7 protein-coding genes and 1 pseudogene are annotated in these 16,165 nt (G+C 58.8%); 5 read left to right on the top strand and 3 right to left on the bottom strand.

The genetic code is table 11. The features are described 5' to 3' along the window. Positions 1–159: 159 nt before the first annotated feature. Entirely contained in the window at positions 160–5,814 is a 5,655-nt protein-coding gene (locus ACFLEY_RS40055; RefSeq protein ID WP_060910343.1) for an alkaline phosphatase D family protein, read from the bottom strand. A 1,831-nt stretch (positions 5,815–7,645) separates the two neighbouring features. Here ACFLEY_RS40055 and ACFLEY_RS40060 point away from each other — a divergent pair. Both ACFLEY_RS40060 and ACFLEY_RS40065 read left to right on the top strand, forming a co-directional pair. Next, positions 7,646–7,789, top strand: a pseudogene (locus ACFLEY_RS40060) (hypothetical protein); the annotation flags it as partial. A gap of 131 nt (positions 7,790–7,920) precedes the next feature. Further along, positions 7,921–9,033, top strand: a complete 1,113-nt coding sequence (locus ACFLEY_RS40065) for an ATP-binding protein (protein WP_396605012.1) — start codon at positions 7,921–7,923, stop codon at positions 9,031–9,033. Here the strand turns inward: ACFLEY_RS40065 and ACFLEY_RS40070 are convergent. Further along, positions 9,020–10,084, bottom strand: a complete 1,065-nt coding sequence (locus ACFLEY_RS40070; RefSeq protein WP_026192128.1) for an IS630-like element ISRj1 family transposase — start codon at positions 10,082–10,084, stop codon at positions 9,020–9,022. The genes ACFLEY_RS40065 and ACFLEY_RS40070 overlap by 14 nt on opposite strands. A 687-nt stretch (positions 10,085–10,771) precedes the next feature. Between ACFLEY_RS40070 and ACFLEY_RS40075 the strand changes: the two genes are divergently transcribed. Continuing rightward, a complete protein-coding gene (locus ACFLEY_RS40075; protein ID WP_396604409.1) occupies positions 10,772–11,512 on the top strand; it encodes a hypothetical protein in 741 nt (246 codons plus the stop codon). Between the two features lie 206 nt (positions 11,513–11,718). On the opposite strand, the gene ACFLEY_RS40080 is transcribed toward ACFLEY_RS40075, so the two are convergent. Beyond that, entirely contained in the window at positions 11,719–13,461 is a 1,743-nt protein-coding gene (locus tag ACFLEY_RS40080) for an adenylate/guanylate cyclase domain-containing protein (protein ID WP_063824271.1), read from the bottom strand. A gap of 2,022 nt (positions 13,462–15,483) precedes the next feature. On the opposite strand from ACFLEY_RS40080, the gene ACFLEY_RS40085 reads away from it, so the two are divergent. Both ACFLEY_RS40085 and ACFLEY_RS40090 read left to right on the top strand, forming a co-directional pair. Further along, positions 15,484–15,660, top strand: a complete 177-nt coding sequence (locus ACFLEY_RS40085; protein ID WP_166466000.1) for a hypothetical protein — start codon at positions 15,484–15,486, stop codon at positions 15,658–15,660. Between the two features lie 4 nt (positions 15,661–15,664). Further along, a complete protein-coding gene (locus ACFLEY_RS40090) occupies positions 15,665–16,147 on the top strand; it encodes a hypothetical protein (protein WP_396604410.1) in 483 nt (160 codons plus the stop codon). The last annotated feature ends 18 nt before the right edge of the window (positions 16,148–16,165 follow it).

The raw sequence follows: 16,165 nt of genomic DNA on the forward strand, positions 1-16,165 counted from the left end.
ATGCCAACAATATCCAGACGCGATCGCGAATTCTATGCGCTTGGTTTAGTGCGGGTGCAGTCCTGCTTCCTTCCACGGCGAATCGTATTTAGCCATTGTTTAAACTGTGAATTGCTCAATGACGCCTTCACACCCGACTTCATAGAAGCCTCTAAAAGTTTAGAGGAAGAGCCTTATTGTTTCATTGGCAAACTCAGCAACCAGTTGCCAAGCCGTCCCATCGAATCGAATGGATAAGAATGTGGCACCGTCGCCGGCGGGTATTGGCCGCTTTGTGCTGACGACGCAGTCGTAGCAGTAGCTTCCGCCGGGACCTACGATAGGGATCGTCTCGCTGGCAACTGTGTCTTCGTCGAGGCTGTTTGCGAACGGGTATGGCGCGTAGACCGCGGCGGTATGAATGGAGTGCACTCGGGTAATCAGGGCGCCCGACCTCTCGCGCAATTCCGCCGTTGCCACACACCCGCGGTGTTCGTCGCCCGACAAAAAGACCACGCCCTGTATCTTGTGCTCCGCGATGAAGGCCAACACCTCGCGGAGAGAACCTGGATATCCGTCCCAGCCATCGGAATGCAAGGCGCTCAGGTTCGACGGGTCAAGCCCCGAATCACGTTGAATCGCCCGCCGATGACGAGGAAGGAGCATGGCTGGAGACACGACAAACTTCGGAGCCGGGCTGTGACACAACCACTGCTTCAGCCTGCCCATCGTCATCGGATCGAACAGCTCGGCTCTCGGGAGGCCGCTACCCGCCTTGCGGCGGCTCCGCTTACTGCGCGTGTCAAGCAGGAAAAAATGAAAGCCATCAAAGTCGAATTCTTCGAGTCCGCCATTCATGCCCCGCTGGTACTTCTGGTAGGCATCGAATCCCTTCTGCCTTTTACCTGCATTCTCGCGGTCGTCGGGAACGGCGATCGGCTCCCAGTTATCGTCGATCTCGTGATCGTCGAGCAGCATGAACGATGGAATGCGGCGCAGTATGCCGCGAACGTCCTGCTTGCGCAGCCACGCCTCGTAGGGCAAACGATATCGACCATCCTTCACAGTCGGATCGTAGAGCCCGGCCGTGGGGTCGACATACACTTGGTCGCCCACAAACAGAGCGAACCGCGGCTTGATCCCGGTACCTTCATCGACGCGCCTGACGATCTCGCTGTATGAGCGATACGCGGCTGGATCATCAATGAAGCCGGCCGGGTATTGACAAGACGCCAAGGCGAAGCTCGTGCCGCCCGGTATTGGCACTTCGGGCGGTTCCGACGGCGGATCGTATGGGATCACGCCGTCCAGGAGATCCTCCCCGATCATGCTCTCGTGGACCGGCTCTCCTTCCGGAGCATAGCCAAACGACATTGACATCGAGGTCATGTCGGCAGCCTCGGACAGCGCCGTACCGTGGGTGGAGACGTCCGTGCGCCGCTCAATCCCACGGTAAACAAGGGGTGGGGGCGTGCCCCGTCCGGCGGCTCCTGACTTTACACTGGGGTTGTAAGGGATGAGCGCGCGCCGCGCGGCATCGGCCATTGCTTCAGATCGATGGAAGTCAAACTTCGTCTCGATGGGCGGGTCGTCAGCGGGACCACTTGGGTGCAGCCAATAAACCTTTCGCCGACCGCTGTCGGCGAAGTAATAAAGAAGGCGAATTATTTGCGGGGGTAGGGATGGAGGTTCGTCATAGACCATCAACACCAACAACGCATTGCCAGGATGGTCGGGATCATAGCCGGGCATCAGTGACGGAAGTGGAGCTTCGAACGCGACCCATCCTTTCTCGAGCTCGGGCGACGTCAAGACCGCCATATGGTTGATGATATATGCTAGATCCCACTCCTTGGTGTGGTCATCAGGCCTGAAAATATGGTTGCCGACAAGGTCGATGCGGAGCATCAGAACGGCTTCCGCCTCCCGGACCGAACGCGCTGCCCCCACGCGGACGACCAGTGTCGGCTTATCCGGCCGCTCTTCAGTGATGATCGGGCCGATCCATGGTGGCAAGGCTACTTTCGTTCCGCTGGGCGTGCGTGGGTTCGGCGCGATGTTGGCGTTCAGGAACCGTTTGATCTCCCCAAACGTCTCGTGCCTCGTCGTTCCAACCAGCGCATCCTGGTGGCCTGCGCCCTTATTTATGAACGGCGTGAGGTAGTTGCTCCCAGCGTCGTCGAGAATCTGTCGCATCCGGTCGACGGTTGAAACGTGAGAAAGCCCGTTGTCCCTGCTGTGAACGCTGAATGTCGGAAAGGTCCAATATCTTCCAAACAGCGGACGTGAGACTAATTTGTTTTGACCTTCAAAATTGGTCATCATCGAGTAACGCGCAAAATGGACAACCGACGAGACAGTTTTCAGGCTTAGGGCGCCGAAGTGCTCGTCGATAAAGCGAAGCATCTCCGATTCCATGTTGACCAGGTTGAAGTCCCGGCCGTAAAGCGCGTCCATACGATGCCGTGTGCGTGTCCAAGGCGTTCGTTTACATGGCCAGAGCGGGTTCTCGAGATCGAACTCCTCGACGGGATAGGGTAACGTTGACAGCAGCCGGTCCCAGAGGTCATCGGCAAGCGTCGGTTTCGGGGGATTGAAGCTGTAGCTGTAGCTGTCCGGCAAAAAATCGATGAGATATCGCATCGCATAAGCACGAAAGATATTCGCGGGCGAGAACACGACGAGCGGCCCGACCTGCGTGAAGGCCGCCCGATCCACGAGACCGTCCACCATGCCCTCGAGCACCGCGATGCTGAAAACGACGGTGCCCATACAATGAGCGACCACGTCGACTTTACTGTTGTTCGTCTCTCGGGAAACCGCGAGCAGTGCGGCCGGTACGTCCACCTTGCCGATTTGGTCGAAGCTCCAGGCCTTTGTCGCGGTCGTGGGCTGACCGGAGCTAGTTCGCAGGTCGGCGATCCAAACGTCGCGTCCCGCCTCCCACAGGTAGCTGGCAAGATTCGGATTCACCGCGTGGTGCGCGAACGTCGTTCCGCCCGCGCTGTAGCCATGAAGCATCACGACGGGGCGCTTCTTGTTACCGGGATTCGGGTACCGGGTGAGCCGAACCTCGCCCGGCACCGCAATCCCACCTCCGGCCGGCACCTCAGCAGCAATGGGGATGCGGTGGATATCCGCCTTTACGGAGCCGCCGCCAGAAAGGCGCAGATCGAGCGGCGGCAGAAGGTTCAAGGCATCGTTCACCGGGTCGACGTCCTTATCCGGCGCGCGGAAGCTCCAGATATGCAGACCCAGCAGCAGACGTGCAACGTAGCCGAGGAAGGTAACAAGTTCGCCAATTGCGCTCACGCCATCGCGTTGACGAGTGATTCGAAAGAGGGGCACGCCTATTCGCGCGAGGTAACGTACATCCAGCTTCAACAAACGTTCAGCGGGGCCACCGCTCAGCCCGGGGAAGGTCTCGAGAGCCACTTCCATGAGCTGGCGCCAAGGATTGCAGCGGCGCTCGTACGTGAACGTCTTGATCCCGGCAATCTTAGTGCCATCAAGGGCGATTTTGGCACCGGGGTCAGGCGTACCAATCGTGAGGTCGTAACGGAACGTTCGGATCTCGCCAGAGCGGCTTGCAATTGCGAGACCAGACTTTATCCGCGACAATAGGCTTGGCCCGCCGTCGCCATCGACGATCGCTTGATAGGTGTCACGTAATCCGCGGTTCAAGACCCATGCTTTGCCTGCCCTCCATATTCGGGCAATCGAACAGGACTTCTGCCGCTCGAAGATCCGCAAGCTACCCGTAAGGGGTGCGCTGAAGCAGGCGATCGCGTCCAGCTTCTGTTCGAGTGAACGCGGTGGCGTCCAACCGTTCTCAAGCAGGTCCCACTCGGGCTTTGGAAAGATCCGGATCCTGCTGCGGACCATGAACTCCGACATATTGGTTGCGACTTGGACGGTGGGATTGCCACCATTGCTGGGCGTGAGCTGGGCGAGCCTCGTTGGGTTGAAGCGCAGGGTCAATTCGACGACTCGCGTTTCTGCCTTGCCACCACTCGTCCTAAATTTTACTGGCCCCACGAGCCGCTCTATGATTTCGACCTCGGTTACCGCCGGCTGCGCTACCACGTCGATTGCGTCGGTAGGACGGAATGCAGGCCGGGTTAGCGGCGCACCGACTGTGGGCGGGGAACCTTCAGCGTAGCCCCACCGAACCGCGAGCGCCTCGGCAGCGCGGAGCGTCACGGCCGCGATTGTCAGCGCAGGATTTGTACCGAGTGCAGTTGGAATGATCGAACCGTCGAGTACAACAAGGCCATCATGCACGCCGCTGGAGGTGCTGCTCGAGAAAACCTGGCCAATTTGGTCGACGACGCCGGCCGCACCCGTGTCGGCCATCGCGCACCCGCCGAGCGGATGCACCGTCGTGAGCGGCCCTCGCTGCTCCTTGAGCAACCAGGTCATTCCCGCAGGAAGCAACTTCCAAACGGGATTAGGAATCACCCGCCCACCCGTGCCCTTCGTGAGGCCGGTAAGCGTCTTAACTTGCGCATCGAACAACGGCAGGTTTTGCAGTTTATCCCAGCGGAGTCGCGCGATACCGTCTTGATCCGCCGCCGCCAAATCACCGTTAATCTCGATGCTGCCGGCCGCGTCGTCATCGCCCATGACAGCGTAGAGTGCGGAATGCTTAACGCGCGAGGCAGGCACAACGTAGAGGTCGTTGGAAGGAAACCCTTGGACATGCTTGGCGCAATCCGCCTCGGCGAGGCCGTGCAACATATTGACCGTGGCGAAGGTCTCGGTGAAGGCGAGGCGTAACCCTGCTGGCACCGACATTTCCTCGATAACGATGCCAGCCGTCGCACGCAGGTCGATGACACCGGTAATCGTCGGGCCGATCTCGCGGGAAGATGGTTTGATGGTTTCATCGGCCACCGTATTGACATTCGCGTTAGTTGCGTAATCAACGACCAGCATGTCTCCATTAGTTGAGCAGCGCTTGCCGAGCATGCAAGACAATTGTAACCCGCGCTCCCGCGAGCGTAGCAGTATCTCACTTGATCCGAGCGTGCCCGCAGCCAGCACCACTCTGCGTGCGCGTATTTTTAGCACCTCGCCATCGCGTTTCCGCAGGTTGGCGTTGGTGTACACGCTATTGACGACCCACGCGGTGCTGCCTTCCTTCTCGATACTGAGCACGGTGGCGCCGCTGAATATTTCTGCGCCGGCTTGATGTGCGCGCATAAGCAAATTTACGTCGAGCGAATTCTTGGCACCGAAGTTGCAGCCAGTAGCGCAATCGCCGCAACGCACGCACTTCTTGAGGTTCACATTCCCTGAACTCGTCGAGTCCTTCATCGCGACCGTAATCGCGGCAGCACGAAAGCTCCCGGACGGCGCGATAGCACGGATTGATTGAAACTTCTGCGGTACACCGTCAACGTGTTCGACTATCGTGTTGGGAGCGCCATTGACGCTGGCACCGACCAACTTACGCGCGCGGTCGAAGAACGGCATCCAGGTCGACAAGTTCTTTAATTCGCTTGGCCAGCCGTTCGTGAAAACGCTCGGCACCGGCATTTCCATTACGCCGGCATTGATCAGTGAGCCGCCGCCCACCCCGTTTGCGACTACCGTGGTCACCTCTCCCGCGAGCCTTATGTCGAAGAGGCCCTCCTTGTTGTGGTCCTGCCGGATGTGCCCTGGCAACTCGCCCAAGCCATTCGGGAACGAGCCTGGAAGATATTCCTTCCCCCGCTCGAGCACTGCAACGGTGATCGCCTTTCCACTCTCCGCGCGGCCAGCAAGCGTCGCGGCCGCAATCGCGCCGCCGTAGCCGCTGCCAATAACAATTACATCAAAATGTTTTTCCAAAGGAGCCTGGCGTACACGATGGACCAGTCGTTCAAAGCCCTGCGAGATCCAAGCAGTTCCCGAGTCCGTGTCCAGCCCCCACCCACAGGCATTGCTAACTGCCTTTCGTTCGGAATATGGAGCAAAGGTGATCGACCCGGCGCCTCTCAATGCCCTCGCAGACTACGAGGCTGCCCTCGTCCTGGTCTCGCGGCATAACACTCCCCTGAAAGGGTGCTAAACGCTGTAGTTGCACGGCCAATCTAGCGGCTTTTGCGGGCTTGTGTAGTTGATTTTTGGTCGACGTCGCCCGTCCCGTTCCGGTTACCACCTTTGCTAGATGGACCCGTAAGCTATTCTTTGGTCTGCGAAAAACATCCATCCACCCAGATATCCGACGCCTCGTTGGCGCCTGCAGCAAGCGCCGGGATCCGAAGGCCCCAAACTGCAGCGCCGGGGGATTCGATGAATTCCTGCGAAAACGTTGATAGGATAGCGCGCTTGGAGAATATTTGGGTAGCCGATGTCGGAAGGCCGTGGAAAGCTGGCTTATTTGGCGCTCCCTTGACCACTTTCTAGTGCGACCACGAGGAACGAGGTTGTGAAAGAAACCGGTCGACTCCTCGAGAGTTTCTTGCCGCTAGAGTTGCTCCGTAAGCTTCACGGGCCTAGCGGTCATCTCCCTGCGGCCGTTGAATTTATGGCAGCCGTCCTGTTCGTCGACGTCTCCAGATACACAGCCATGGTCGAGCAACTAGCGCGACGTGGGCAGGAAGGACTTGAAAAGATATCGGAGCTGCTAAGCCTCTCTTACGGACGGTGCGCGGACCAAGTCTGTAATAGTGGCGGCGAAGTACTGTACTTTGAAGGAGATTCTTTGGTCGCCTATTGGGTAGCAGACGACGATATCGGAAACGCAGTTAGGGTAGCGATCGCGTGTGCCGAGGCGATCTGCAACAATCCTGATAGAGAGCTTTCGACCAGCGAAGTCGCACCCGCCCTGCACGTCGGAGTGGGCGCCGGCAAGCTCTGGGCGGCAGCCCTCGGTGGCCAGCCCGTTTGGAATTTGATCGCGGGCGGCGATGCCCTTATGCAAGCTGCAACTTGCCAAGTGCTTGCTCACCCTGGGGAGTACGTCCTGTCGGACGCTGCCCTTCAAGCACTCGCGAATGCAAGAGCGCGTCATCTTGATAGCATCAAAATGAGCGCCGACGTCCCTTTACCCATTCCCCCCCTAGCATGGCTGTCTTCTTTCCTGCCGCCGCAGCTCCACGAGGCGGCATTTGCGCCTAGTCGTGTTACCGTGATTGGACATGGCAACTCCGAGCTCGCAGTAGATCCCCTCCTCCGCGGCATCAACGAGATCCGACCCGTTTCGGCCGTCTTCGTACGAATAACCGGTTTAGACTCCCGCGCTCCTCCTGCCCTCTCTCAGTTGCAGGCACTCTGCGTGTCACTTCAGGAGAATCTCCGAGCGCGAGGTGGACCGCTGGGGGAACTGTACCTTGACGAGAAGGGATTAATTTTCAGCTGCGCATTCGGGGCACGTGGAAACTTCCACCGCGATGATCCTTACCGCGCCATTTCCGCCGCTCGCGCGATGGATGAGACAATAAGCGGGGTCGGGCTCACCGCCTCCATTGGCGTAGCAACCGGCCATGCGCTCTTCTGCGTTGTTGGAAATGCGCGACGCCGTCAGTTGATGGTGCATGGTGCAGCTGTAAATCGCGCCGCCCGACTGATGACTGCGATTTCTGCAGGCGTCGTCTGCGATGCACCGACCGAACGAGCCAGTCGAACAGCGTTCTCCTTTGAACAGCGGGGCACGTTACAGCTCGACGGACTGGGGGACATGGCCGCAGTGTTTCGCCCATTGGAACCGCGCGTTACTGCCGCTGTCCCTTCCACGCTAATTGGACGGGAAACCGAACAAGCAGTTCTGGGGCAACTGTTTGAAGAAACATGCGCCGGCGGCACGCGTTTGCTCGCTGTTTTGGGTGAGCCGGGAATTGGGAAAACGGCATTAGTCACAGCGTTTATGGAGGAACTACAACGGCTCGGGCCAAAGTCTCGGTCGCCCGGGCGGAGCGTGAAGACCGTCGTACATCGCTCCTACCGTGGCGGCGGGTGCTTGCGTCCCTCCTGGATTTGCCCCCCGACTGCAACGGCTATATCGCGCTCGAAAACGTCAGAGCGCGTGTTGACGAGACTTCAGCCATTGTCGAACGACTGCCTTTGCTCGACGGCGTACTTGGCATTGCGATCCCCGAAAACGACGGCACGCGGCATCTCGAGGGACCGAACCGTGCCGACGCGACCATGCGTCTTCTCGGCGATTTGGTAGGCGCGCTGGCACCGCGGCCGCTTGTGTTGATAATGGAGGACAGTCAGTGGCTCGATTCCGCCTCGTGGCGGCTCATCGAATGGATACTCGGATCCCTCCCATCGCTGCTATTGATTTTGTGTGTACGCGTCGAAGAAATTCCAGACGAGCTAAAGAGCTTGCGACGGCGCGCCGAGACAGCTCGAATGAACACCAATCGGGTGGACGCAGATGATCCTGCGCGATTTTGCCAGATCCTTGAACTCCGTGAGCTCGGCGAAGTGTCTATCCGCGAATTGGTTGCTCGTACCTTGGGAGAAGTGCCGCCGCACCAAGAACTGGCTGGTCGAATCGCAGCATTGGCCGATGGCAATCCCTTCTTTGCTGAGGAGATTTCCATAGCCCTAAAGGGTGAAGGCCTTATAGCGGTGCGTGACGGCTTCTGGCGTCCCATTCGGCCGCTCGACAGCCTTCGCTACTTCGAGGGTGTCGAGCGGGTCATCCGCGAGCGCGTCGACCTCTTAGAAGCTGCGACATTCAACGTTCTCAAGGCCGGAGCCGTAGTAGGCCGTTCATTTAGCGTTGACGCCCTTCAGATGTTGCTTTGCAACGAGCTGACGAGCAGTGCTTTGGGGAGCGCTATCGAGACACTGTTGGCCGCACAACTTGTGAGGCACGGAGTTGGTCCAGGCGAATACGAATTTCGTCACGATCAGATTCGCGACGTCGTGTATAGCTTGATATCAGTCGACGCGCGGCAGCGCTTACATGGATTGCTGGCTGACCGGATCGAATCAAATCAATCGGCCACTGCCCCACTGGAATTCTCGGCGCTGGTTCAGCACTTCGAGGCGGCCGGAAACATCGAAAAGGCGGTCAAGTATGCGGACCTAGTACCCGGAATCAGAGCTGAGTGATACGGCGGCCTTTGAAACGGCGTTGACGGACCTTTTTCTTGGTCCAGACGAAGGGCTCGGCTCTGTCGTTGTATGCGTTGACGTAGGCATCGATGTGTTCCTGAAGCTGCTTGAGGCTCGTGAAGGAGGTGCCGCTGAGCGACTGCCCCTGCAAGATGGAAAACCATACTTCGACCTGATTGAGCCATGACGCACTTGTCGGCGTGAAATGAAATTGCACGTTGGGGTGGGCCTTGAGCCAGTCCTCGTTCTTTTTATGGGTGTTGAGGTTGTCGAGGATGACGTGAAGCTTGCGGTTCGGAAAAGCCGCGGTGACGCTGTTCATGAAATCGAGAAACTCGACGCGGCGCCGGCGTTTTGAATGGGTCGCGATGATCTTTCCGGTGGCGACTTCGAGCGCCGCAAACAATGTTGTGGTGCCATGCCGCTTGTAATCGTGGCTTTGGCCGGTCAAGGCGCGGCCATTGGGCAACTTCAGATAACCCTGCGCTCGCTCCAAAGCCTGGATCGAGGGCTTCTCGTCCACGCACAGCACAATGGCCTTCGCCGGCGGCGCGACATAGAGGCCGACAACATCGGCGGCTTTGGCCGTAAAGTTCGGGTCGTTGCTCTCGCACCAGGACTTGCGAGCCACCAGGTCAATCTTGTGGCTGCGCAGGAACCGCCAGACATATTGGACATCGACATCGCCCAGCGCCTCGGCCAGCAGGGGGCCGGTCCAGCGCGCAAACCCTTGCGGTGGCGGCTTATCCAGCAGCTTCAGAATCCGCTTGTCGGTCGTCTTCGTATAGATCGGCTGCTTGCCAGGCCGCGGCTTGTCTTGCAGCCCTTCAAGGCCATGGTCGGCATAGCGATGCCGCCAAAGGCTGACAATCCGCGGCTGGACCCCAACTTCCTTGGCGATCGACCGGGTGCTGCGCCCATCCGCCGCCAACAGAACTATCCGCGCCCGCTTCAAATCGCGCTGCAACGTCACCGGTGAGCGACAGCACGCCTCAAGCACCTTGCGATCTTTCCTCGAAAGGTGGACTTCTCTTGCTTCGGGTATCATCCCGACCTTGAATCACGACTCACGTTCCAAGAAAAGTGGGTACTAGCTGCTACACAGGCCCTCCAAGTCGGAGCATTTCGCGAGGTTGAAGCGTTTTTGGGGATCTGCTTCAGTCATGAGGCGCGTCAGCAAGCTCATGGCGCTGAACCGAACCTTCAAGCCGTGCGTTGGCGGAGACAACTTGCGGAAGCGCACTACGGCCGTGGCGACATCCATGCTCAAGGTATGGCCGTGATGCGCGCACTTAGCGTTGCCGGACAACCCGTTCCCCGCTTTCCGACCACGACCGCATTACGTCTAATAGGAAGAGGATTGCAACTTGCTCTGCAGCAGATGGTTCCCCCCTCATCAAAGTGGAAGCGTCCCGATCGCCGAGCTTGGGAAAGAGAAATGGCTCGCTGCCTCAGCCAGGCCGCCACAGTCGACTACTTCGAACTCCGTTATGCACGCGGAATGTGCAATCTCATTGGAGCAGTCGTGCATGCGGAACGTGTCGGGCCTTCCGTTGAGCTTGCCGCCGCTTCTTCGCGATTGGGTTGTGGGCTTTCATTCTTGGGGTGGCAGGGCGCCTGTGACTACTTCATTTCTAGGGCAGAGCGGGTCGCAATCGCTTTGGCCGATCGGGCCGTCCATTCGCACGTCTGTCTCCTGGACGCACTTTGGCGTGTTGGCCGTTGCGATTGGTCAATGCTCGACCGCCGCTTAGACGAATGTCAAGAACTGTCGACGAAGGCTGGAGACCAGCTGGGTTGGTGCGATGCGCAGGGCATCCGCTTTTGGTCCCTCTATTATCGTGGCGATCGGAGCGTCCTGGAGCAAACGGCGCTCGCGCTGTTGTCACGCGCGCAGAATGCGGGGAACATTCAGCAGGAGATTTGGGCACTTCGATGTAAGGCGCTGTGCGTTCTCCATACAGATCGCCCTCGAGAGGCAGTTGATATCCTCCGATTGATCACATCCGCAATGCTAGGATCTGTGGATCTCGCCGCGCAGATCTCGGCTAAGGGAGCACTCGCCCTTGCTCTCGCTCGTGTCGGCCAACATGTCGAAAGCATCGAAGCCGCGATCGAAACGCTCCGCTTGTTGCGGGAGCTGCGTAGGCCGACTTCCCACAGCACGTTGATCGGAATCTCGGGTGTAACCGAGGTGCTCCTGCGCGGCCGCGAAGCTGGGCTTTCGCGTGAATACGATCAGTGGAGAGATTGGGAGCGCCAGGCGCTCGGTGAACTAAAACGCTATCGTCGCGTGTTTCCCTTGGGAGGGGCGCAATACGGACTGTGGACCGGCGTGGCACACTGGTTGGACGGTCAAAAAAGCCAAGCGATAGCTGCTTGGAATGAAGCACTTGCGATTGCTCAGCGGCTTTCGCTGCGCCAGGATGAGTCGATGATCGCTGCCGAGATGAGGCGTCGAAGAACCGACGGTTGAGTGGCGCAATCCCACTGAATGTATGCCTACTCCACGTTAGCGATGGGTGCGAAGCCGCCCCCGGCTAAGACGGCATGTCCGTGTCACCCGCAAAAGCGGACATCGGGGCTTGCGTCCGGCACGTCTGCTAAGGGCCAATTGCTGACTCATGCACCGCAGCAACAGGGGGTTCTATTGATCACCTCGTCGTCGCGCGCGAGCACAGTTCATTCGGGTAACCCCGCTTTGCGGAGACCCTCAATAAACATCTTTGAGCTTTTGGGGACCCGGGCGATATGCCCCGATATTGTAAAGGCTGGATCGATCTCAAGCACACGCGCCGCTGCGGCGTGCGCCTCAGCGTCGCGTCCGAGATGGGCGAAGGCAGACGCCAGTCCGCGGCAAGCTGGCATAAAGGAAGGATTCTGACGAAGGGCTTTCTTCAATACAATGATCGCCTCGTCAAACCGGCGAAGGCCCACAAGAGCATGCCCAATGCCCAGAAACGTCATATGCAGCAGCGGGTCTAATGGGCTCATGCGAATGGCACGTTCAAAGCTTCGAATAGCCTCTTCGGGCAGCCCCGCCATTGTATAGACCCAGCCTCTATTGTTCCAAGTGCGCCATGAATTCGGGTTGAGCGCGACCGCCCGGTCAGCCATTTCGATTTCGGCTTCACTATCGCCGACCGCACACGCCGAGACTACGGCAACCCTTGACAACGTGTCCGGATCACCATCATCGAGGCTCAATGCCAAACGAGCAAGCCGAATTGCTTCCTTGGCGTCGAACTCGGGATTGTTGGCATAGCCTAAAGCGACGTTGCTCGCGTGACAGTCACCTGCCAGAGCCGCTGCAGAGCTGAACCTCGGGTCTAGCTCCAAAGCGCGATGAGCAAGCTTAATCGCCTCGGCCAAACTTTCGCGGGTCGTCAGGTAATACTGTTGCATGGATCGGAGAAAAAATTCATAGGCAGTGAGGTTCTCTGGTCGCCGCCGCGCAGCCGTTGCAATCTCTGTTTGAAGCATCTTTGGCTGAACGGCCGAGACAACGGCGAGCGCAACGTCGTCTTGGAGAGCGAAAATGTCCGTCAGATCACGCTCGAATCTGTCCGCCCAGATGTGCGCCCCTGTAATCGCGTCGATCAACTGTCCGGCGATGCGAACTTTCCCGGCAGCCTTGCGCACAGACCCCTCAAGGATATAGCGCACGCCCAGCTCGTGCCCGACCTGCTTCACGTTCACCGCCTTGCCCTTGTAGGTAAAGCTGGAATTGCGGGCGATCACGAACAACCATTTGAACCGCGAAAGCGCGGTGGTGATCTCCTCAACCATTCCGTCCGCGAAGTATTCCTGTTCGGGATCGCCGCTCATGTTCTCGAACGGCAGCACGGCGATGGATGGCTTGGCTGGAAGTGGCGGGGCCGCGCTTAGTCTCTCGGTCAGCGCGCTAGACGCTCCAGCACGGACAGCGTAAGCGCGGACCGGCTTGGCGATGTTCTTGAGCTGCTGCTCGCCGCGATCCTCGAAGCCAACGTCCAGCTTGCCTTCGACTTCGCTATAGACCTTTTCGGACATCAGGATGCCGCCCGGATCGGCGATCCCCTCCAGCCGGACAGCGATGTTGATCCCGTCGCCATAGAGGTCGCCGTCCTGCCCAACGATCACGTCACCAAGGTTGAGCCCGATGCGTAGCTTGAATGGACCGCTCCCCTCGGCGAGATGATCCTGCATCTCAGTCGCGCATCTCACGGCGGCTAAGGGACTCGCGAATTCGGCGAGCGCGCCATCACCCGTTGTCTTGATCAGTCGCCCGTCGTGGCGGGAGAGGCTAGGCTCGATCAATTCTCGCTTGAGCCGCTCGAACTCGGCGTAGGTGGCCTCCTCAGCGCGTTGCATCAACGCAGAGTAACCAACCACGTCGGCGGCCAAGATCGCCGCTAGTCGCCTCTGAACCCGCTGCTCGGTCACAGCCCCTCCGAACGACCAGACTAACCCCGCCGCTGGGACAAGGCGGAGCGTAGCACTTTGTTGCGGACATGTGAGCGGTAATCGCCGGAGAGACCCTATCTTGCCCAAAATTCGGGGCCGCCGTGGCACGGGCTGCACTCGCTTTTCCATTGCCGGGTGCAAGGCAAAGCGCCCCGGCCAATTCAATGCACTATGTCTCTTACGGGTCAAAAGCGGAGTTCGGGCGTTCGCATGCGACAGGTCCGATCTTCCTTTCATAGCGGACCTACTTACGCAACTATCCGTGCGCCGATCCGATCCCCCAATAGAGTTCACGCAATACTCGGGACGCCGCTTACGCGCCCTCTCGCGAGGGCCAAATCCGCCGTGCCGCTGTGCCTCGTGGTGGGGCGCTACCCGTAAATTTCCCAAGTGTTGGCGACTAGGCGCGCTGGTTAAGTGGTCGGCAGGTTCTGAGCGCCGTACCATGAAAGCACCGAAGCCAAAGCAATGGGCCGAGCAGGAAATCCGACGCTTGGTCAGGCTCGCCCGGCAGGGCGTTGGCGTATCGAAGATAGCCACCGAACTGGGCCGCCATGCGGGGGCGGTGAGGCGAATGGCGCGAACGATGGGAATACTATTGAAGAAGTAGCCGTCGTTCGACGCCTGATCCGTTGAATGCAGGGCGGCGGCCCTACAGCCCAAAACCGCGGCCAATCTCCCGCACAAGCCTGAACGCAGCGTCAGTATTTCGGCCGTAAAAGAGCGCCTGATCGAGCTGCGAAAGAATGCTCAGCCCAAATAGCGCGATAGCTATGCCTCTAAATATGGTTGTGGACCGGGTTGAACCATACAGCGAAAGTTCAAATCGGCCCCAGCCGCAGGTTGGGAGAAACAGCCGGGGCCGACATTCCCATTCCGTGTGCCGTAATCAGCGGTAATCGGCACGGCTCCCAGCAAGCCACAAGAAAGCTAATGAACTGTTTCGCTCGCCTCTGTTCGGGCGGACCAGCGCCGCTGCGTGCTCCCGTGTGTAGCGCAGCGGTGACACTCCGGGCCCGAGCCCCCATAACCTCAGCAGCCTGAACGGCAGGTTGTTCGGCTACGGGGCGAGGCTAATAACCTGGCGAAGCAAGCCGCGTCGATCTTGCGCAGGCGCGCATCGCTGCACCACCTAGCTGAAGGAGGTGCGTTGCCGCTGCGCGGCGCGTCGCGAGCTGGCCAAGCAGAACTCACATCGTTTGCAACAATATCATTCCGACGACGGTCACAAAGAAACCGATTGCCGTCACTGCGGCGAAGCACCGCTCTACGCTATCCATGAACGCAACCCCTGCCGAAAAAATTCAATTCAGCGTTTTCCGTGATCTACCGCGATTCCAACCGCTGACTCGCTCGTACCCCGCGAGGAAATTTGAGATCTCCTTCCCTAGAACAGAACGCTCTGCAAAGAGTGAGAGCTAGCTGTGACCGTCAAGGGGACTTGGTACCGAAAGCGCTCATGCCGCCCTACTGTGGGCCGATTGCGTGGTGTTCGCATCATCTCCAATTGCTGGGAGCGGGAAGGCAGATGTGCATGACTCATCGCGCAGCGCATCATCGGCGAAATGCTCCCAAAACTCAGCTTCGGCGAGCAGTTTCCAACTTCGATCAGGGTGATGCGCAGCAGTCTGACGGCACAGCGATGCCATCGCGCGCAGGCGACTTAGAGTATCCACCTACTCCTCCCAATATCTTTGTTTTTTCCACCCTATTTTCTATTTTTGCGTCGGAGTCATTATGATTATGACGCAGAACCAATTTTTAGGTTTGCAAGCGCGATTCGGCTTTCGTTACGCCTCAAATCGCGTCCCGAAAACAACGGACGCAACCCGTGCTTCTTATTCGCGCTCAATTGTCGAGCGGCGCCAAAATGGTTGTCGAGTTTGCAGTGCAGTGCAAAGGTCCTTGCCATAGCCCGTAATTCTACGGCGATGCGCATCCCTAACGTTTGGCGTCTACTTCAGATTGTTCTTATGACGATCTAATTTCAGACGAGGTCCCATGAGCGTCAAAGCCATGATGGCGACCATTCTCCAAGGCCAGATGACGTTGCGTGGTGTGAATTCGCTGTCGCCCTCCGACTACGAGCAGATCGTCGAACTGCTGATAGAGCGGCTTCGAGAGCTGGAGCTTAGCCTGGCGGCGCGAGAACTGACGGACAAGCACGAGCCGCAGTAGCGTAATGAACAACCAAGGCTGGCAGGGGACTTTCGACGATCCGATCCTACTGCCAGATGGCCGCAAGCTGATCACGCTGCACGACGCCGCCACCGTCATCACGAAGCTGCCGAAGCCCGAGCATGATGCTCCGGAATGGCAGGCCGCCATCGAGGCGCTGATGCTGGTGGTCGATCTCGGAGGCCCGACGATCTTCGCTCGCGTCGGCGTTGTGCGTGCGCTTAGCCGACATCAGAAGCCGTTCGTCAAGCCGCGCAAGAAGCGCGTGAGAGCGTACACGAATCGTCAGATGATGAAGCGGCCCTGGATTGTAAAACATCAACCGCGCCCTATTCGCAGCGCAAGCACTTGTGCTGCGTGGGGCGCGGAGGTTGACAGAGCTGGCCCCGGTTGTTTGGACAGCGCCCCGCTGGATTTAAGTGGATTCCTGCCGGGTTATGCTGAACGCGGGGCTTTACGGTTTTGTCGTTGCGTCGGGAGGGCGTAGCCCGACCAGAGCGACGAC

It is taken from the genome of Bradyrhizobium sp. YCK136 (assembly GCF_044570075.1).
Lineage (GTDB): Bacteria > Pseudomonadota > Alphaproteobacteria > Rhizobiales > Xanthobacteraceae > Bradyrhizobium > Bradyrhizobium diazoefficiens.

Coding starts and splice junctions, on each gene's coding strand:
- ACFLEY_RS40075 (WP_396604409.1), top strand. CDS start 10,772: ATGCTCGACCGCCGCTTAGACGAATGTCAAGAACTGTCGACGAAGGCT.
- ACFLEY_RS40070 (WP_026192128.1), bottom strand. CDS start 10,084: ATGATACCCGAAGCAAGAGAAGTCCACCTTTCGAGGAAAGATCGCAAG.
- ACFLEY_RS40085 (WP_166466000.1), top strand. CDS start 15,484: ATGAGCGTCAAAGCCATGATGGCGACCATTCTCCAAGGCCAGATGACG.
- ACFLEY_RS40090 (WP_396604410.1), top strand. CDS start 15,665: ATGAACAACCAAGGCTGGCAGGGGACTTTCGACGATCCGATCCTACTG.